Annotated in this window: 3 protein-coding genes; 1 reads left to right on the plus strand and 2 read right to left on the minus strand. The window is 36.9% G+C overall.

Going from position 1 to position 5,367, the window contains the following annotated elements:
- Positions 1 to 1,309 precede the first annotated feature (1,309 nt).
- A complete protein-coding gene (locus HMPREF2917_RS00005; RefSeq protein ID WP_070588563.1) occupies positions 1,310 to 2,245 on the plus strand; it encodes an integrase domain-containing protein in 936 nt (311 codons plus the stop codon).
- 489 nt (positions 2,246 to 2,734) lie between these two features.
- On the opposite strand, the gene HMPREF2917_RS00010 is transcribed toward HMPREF2917_RS00005, so the two are convergent.
- Positions 2,735 to 4,306, minus strand: a complete 1,572-nt coding sequence (locus tag HMPREF2917_RS00010) for a hypothetical protein (RefSeq protein WP_070588564.1) — start codon at positions 4,304 to 4,306, stop codon at positions 2,735 to 2,737.
- A 361-nt stretch (positions 4,307 to 4,667) separates the two neighbouring features.
- Positions 4,668 to 5,336, minus strand: coding sequence for a hypothetical protein (locus HMPREF2917_RS00015; protein WP_070588566.1), 669 nt, complete (start codon positions 5,334 to 5,336; stop codon positions 4,668 to 4,670).
- Positions 5,337 to 5,367: the final 31 nt, after the last annotated feature.

The following is a 5,367-nucleotide window of genomic DNA, read 5'->3' on the forward strand; positions in this document are numbered from 1 at the left end:
TTTTTCTACCTTTCTTTGTTTAAAAAATATTTTAATTTTATATCCTATCTAATTAACTATAGTATAGCACATATTCTAAAATAGTACAAGTGAAATGTTTAATTATTATAAAAAAATTTCTATTTTGATATTATTAATCTTTTAATTTAGCAATATAGATCCTTAAAGCCTTATTTATAGGGCTTTTTATCAAGACGAGGAGGAGGAAAAAGAAGGGAAACTAAAAAGGTGCTTGCTAAAATTTTGTTTTATTTGCTAACTCATTTAGTTTGTGCAGAGTTTAAAAAATAGATTTAATTTCATAGAGTATTAAATTAAAATATTAAATAAGAATATTTTAATTTTAAATATATTTCTACTTAATTTTGCATACTTTCGTTTTTTAATTTAAGGTAAATGTAAAATTAATTTTAGCAATTTTAGTATTTTAATTTAATAATTTTAATTTTTTAATTTAGTGATTTTAATATTTTAATTTGATAGTAGTGCTAAATTAATTACAACATAGCGTTATGTGTCCGGATAGCCGAAATCTGGTAAGGGGGTCTAGCTGAATTTGAAAAGTGCTATTTTCTGATTTGTGGGGGGCTTACGTCTGCAATGCGATAGCGCAGACGTTCGGACGTGATTCGTCCGAAAGAGCGAAAAAGGAAAGGCGCCCAAAGCCTTTTCGCTGAGCGGATAAATGTTTATACGGATATTTTTTCGCAGAAAAATGAACGTATAAACATTTATCCCCCTAGTTTTGTGTTTATCTGAAATTTTTTTGTGTTTCAGTTTGATTTTTATTTTTATAAAAATGTGGCATACTATAAGTATGATAAATTGAAAAGCTAGAGAACGTGAAATTGACCTGATGATTTATTATCAGATCAATGAATGAGGAAAAATAAAAAACGCAATTACCGAAAAGAAAAAAACGAAAGAAAGGAAGAAAAAAGGAACAGAAGAGGAAAAATAAGCGTTAAAATTATCAAAAAATAGTGTAGTTAGAAAAAAAGAAAGAAAGGAAAGAAAAAAAGAGCAGTCAAATACCGAGTTTTTCAAGAAGTCAGTAGTAAGAGAGCCTAAACTCTACAAAAATTGGAGTCACGCAGAGACTTTAAAAGATTGCCCATCTATAAAGATGGAGTCACGCAGAGACTTTAAAAGATTGCATTAACGTTATTTTACGTTAAATAATTGTACGACTAACGTACAATGAGGTCTTAACCCTCGGCATAGGAGAGTGATTTACTCCGAAGTTTGAACGGACACGTCTGAACGAATGAAAAACAATCTTTTCAAATTCAATTAGAAAGGGGTCAATATGACGGTTCACCAATCTCCAGGGCGCTGGAATAAAAAACGCCAAAAGAGAAAAGAAAAGGCTCTACAACAGAAAGAGGGCTATCGTAAAACCGCTAGACTACGACTGCAAGCCATGTTAAAGGCTGGCATGGGGTCTAAGCGGTCAGAAGATAAGGCAGAAGCCGATACAAGAAATAAAATCTATTCAAAAGCAACGTTTGAAACGTATAAACAACAGTTCCGACACTTTGCGGAATGGCTAGACAAAGCCCATCCAGAAGCGGTCACGTTAGAGGACGCTAGAGCGTTCGTAGACGAGTATTTAAGACATCTAATTGAATTAGAGCGGTCTGCTTACTCAATTTCAACCGCAAAGGCTGCAATAGCCAAGGTTATGGGCGTAGAAGCTACACAATTCATTGCAACACCTCCACGATTAAGAGCCGATATTAAACGGTCTAGAGGGGTTGCAGAGCGAGACAAACATATTTCAGATAAAAAAGAGGAAGAGCTGGCACGATTCACAAGTGCGACAGGTCTTAGAAGGAAAGAAATGACAATGATTAGAGCCGAAGACCTATTTTTTGAGAATGGGCAGGCTTATTTAAACGTAGACAAGGGAACGAAAGGCGGTAAGCCTAGAGTTGCCAAAATCGTAGGAAAAACAGAAGCGGAAACAAAAGAAATCGTAAAATGGATACAATCCAAACAAGGACGATTGTTTAATAAATTATCGTCTAATTACGACAATCACTTTTATCGAGCGACTTACGCTAATCGCTTGTATAATCAATTAAAAAGGGATATTGCTGATATTCCAACAGAAGAAAAATACATTATGAGAAAAGATAGAGCAGGCGAGGTTTATGATAAACAAGCCATGCTTCACGTCTCAAAAGCTTTGGGACACAATAGAATTTCAGTAATTGCGCAATCGTATTTATACCAAAACTAAAAAAAGAAAAAAACAAAGAGGGTCTGCATATTGCAGATCCTTTTTGTTTGGTCTTAAAAAGCTGAAACTCTTAGAGCCACAAGGGTTTAAGAGGTGTCTGTGGTAGTGATTTTAAAGAAAAGTCGTGATAGATTACCCACGGAAGAGGTTGAAAATGCGTCAGAATTGCCCTCTCAGCACCTCACAAACGCAGTAATATCAAGGATTTGCGCCTTTCTAGTTAAAAAATACAGTTGTTTTTAAAGAAAAAGTGTATTTTCTGTATCAATCTTAGGGCTACAAGGGGTTAGCTGTTTTGTATCAACTGTATCTAAACAAAAAAGCAAGGTCAAATGATCTTGCTTTTTTTGTGTCGTTTTCTAAGGCTCTAAAACGTGTTTTAAGAGCCTTAATCGTGGGGGTGGTATATTTACCCTCGAAAGATACTTCACTTTGTTTTTTATAGTTATCTACACACGTTTCAGGGCTTAAAATCGATTTGAGTAGTTTTTACTCGTCTGTTTCAACATTCCAATACTTTGTAATTGTTGTCCGTGATAAACCAGTTTCTCGATGACAATCATTTTTCTTGCCCCAAGGGTTGTTTTTGCGCCATTCTTGGACAATCGCTTTTTTATCAGGTCGTCCGCCTAAATATTTGCTATCTTTACGCCCTTTTAATTGCCTTGTGAAATTCATGATTTCAACGTGTTCCGCTCTTGTATTGCCATTTCGTTTGGCTCGCTGAAGCGGTATTCCAGTCCGTTCGCTGATAAACTCAATTTTGCGTGTAAATGCGCTTGTATCGTTTCTGTAATACGTGCTAAGAGCTGAAATAACGTCAGACATTGTAAAATGGTTCTTATCGTCATCTGTTAAAGTCTCAAAATGTTCCATAATCATTTTACAGTCCTCTTCCAGCTCTTCGGGACTGATACAACATTGAACTGCTAGAGAGCAAAGATTTTCAAGACAATAGTAACGCTTGCCGACAGTAGCACCGCTGATAATCTTTTGTTTCCAATTATCGTAAATTCCACGGTATCTGTGAAAGACAAAATCTTCACTTGATTTCTTTTGTCCCTCAACAATTCGGCGCTGGTACCAATCAGGATACCTCTTTTTAGCTTCTTCCAAGCTCATTTTAGACTTATAACCGATTTTGATTTTATCATCATCAGAAAGAATTTCATTCAAGCTTTCCAGCGTGTGCTTCTCGCCTGTTTTAAAGGCTAGAACGTAGGTATCATCTAGTCGTGTCTTGCTACCGACTGCACGAAAGCCCTGGGTAAGTGTTTCGTACTGAATACTGTTCTTGTCGCTCATTTTGGTAACTCGTGAATTCCAAAATAAATCAACCCAACGCTTGCGAACTCGTGATAACTCTTCAAAGATATTTTTATATAAAACAATCGGTTCTTCAAATACAAAATACAAATGCAAACCACGACCGCTACAAGTGATATAGGTCGGCTGTGGTGTCATGGTATAGAATTTCTTACCGTCCATTTCAATAACTGGTCGATGCCAAGTGTGAATTAGTTGCCGAACTCCGTCCAAGCCTTTGATGCCGTCAATCTCAATAGCCATTGCATACATTTTTGCTACGTTATCTTGAATGCGACGTTTACCGACGTAAGAAATGCCGTTCGTGATGATAAAGTTATCACTATGGTCTATCTTGTGATAGAGTTCTTTATTGCCTTTAAAGAATAAGTGATTTCTTGACTTCGTAACCCTATGACCTTTGTATTTGCCTTCTTCGTGATAGAGGGGTTTACCAGCCTTGTCGCTTAGTTGTTCAATCTCAATAAAGATACCACTGTACTCCCCTTTCTTGTATTCCTCATGAACAGACTTCCTTTTCTCTTGTAAGTCGTCTTGGAATATATCGTTATAGAACTCTCTTGCATTGACTGGAATGGCTTTGTCTCCAGCTCGTTTTAGCTCTGCTTGTAGTTCTAGAGTAAAGTTAGGTAGTTTAATCCTTTTATCACTCATGCAGAAATAACTAGAGTATAGGCTCGGGTCTCCGTCAGGATAGCAAGCAAAATGATTAAAACTAAGCAGAGATGAACCCATTAGAGAACTCCTTTCAAGATATAAGGGGGTGGTGCTGGTGGTGGTATAGTAGGCTAGGTGTTGAGAGATAAGGGAGAGAGAAGTCTTACCCCATGAAAAAGCGTGGTAGTGAGGTACGTGGGTACGAGTGTAGTGGTTGGGAGTGCTTCGCACCCCCTTATGGACCGTTAAATGAACAATGAGTTTTTGGACGTTTTTTTGTTAGATTTTTACCCTAAATCTATTGTTTTTTCCTACTATTTTATAGGAAAAGCGCCTTTTTATTAGATTTTAGGGTAAAATCTATTGTTTTTGCTAAAATGTATTAGTTTTTCCTAAAATGTAAAGGGTGAAAAATCTACAAATTTGTGGTTTTTCTTGATTATTTTACCATATCCTCGTTAATTGTGCCGTCTTCGTTGACTGCTTCCAATTGTACTTCATCGACTGGCTCAAACGTCAAGACGATTTGGATGTTGTTGCTGATCGACTTGAAAAATCGTTCTGCTTCCGCTGATAACTCGTAACTGCCTTGCCCGATTGCAGCGTTGCTGATAACTTTCTTATCACGCAATTTCTTGACCGTCTTTTGTACGGTTGGATAAGACAATTCTAACGCTTCTGCGATAGTTTGAAGGCCGTCAAAGTAGATTGTATGCCCGTCTAGCTTTCGTGCGTTGTCATAGATGAAACAAAGGATTTTAGAAGCATAATCTTCTGTAATATCGTAATTCAACACAAGATGGCGTACTGCAAGCTCACGGACTGCGTTCCGTTCTGCCTTTACGGTAAAGTCAGCAACCTCATGCTCGCGAATTGCCTTGTCGCGCTTCACAAAATCCAGTTTTTGCTCGATTGCCTGCAATGAAGCAGACTTCCGTCCGCCTTTCTTCTTTTGAGGGGTAACTGCTTCTACTACTAGCTTTTTATCTTCTTGAGGGGCTTCTGTTTCTACTGCTTTCTCTTCCGCTTCCTCAGTTGGTTTCTGCTCAGTTACTTCTACGCTGTTGATGTCAAATTCATCTTTTGGAAGGTCGTATTTTTTTGCCATTTTTCTACCTTTCTTTGTTTAAAAAATATTT

The sequence above is a fragment of the Streptococcus sp. HMSC061E03 genome (genome assembly GCF_001813505.1).
Taxonomy (GTDB): Bacteria; Bacillota; Bacilli; order Lactobacillales; family Streptococcaceae; genus Streptococcus.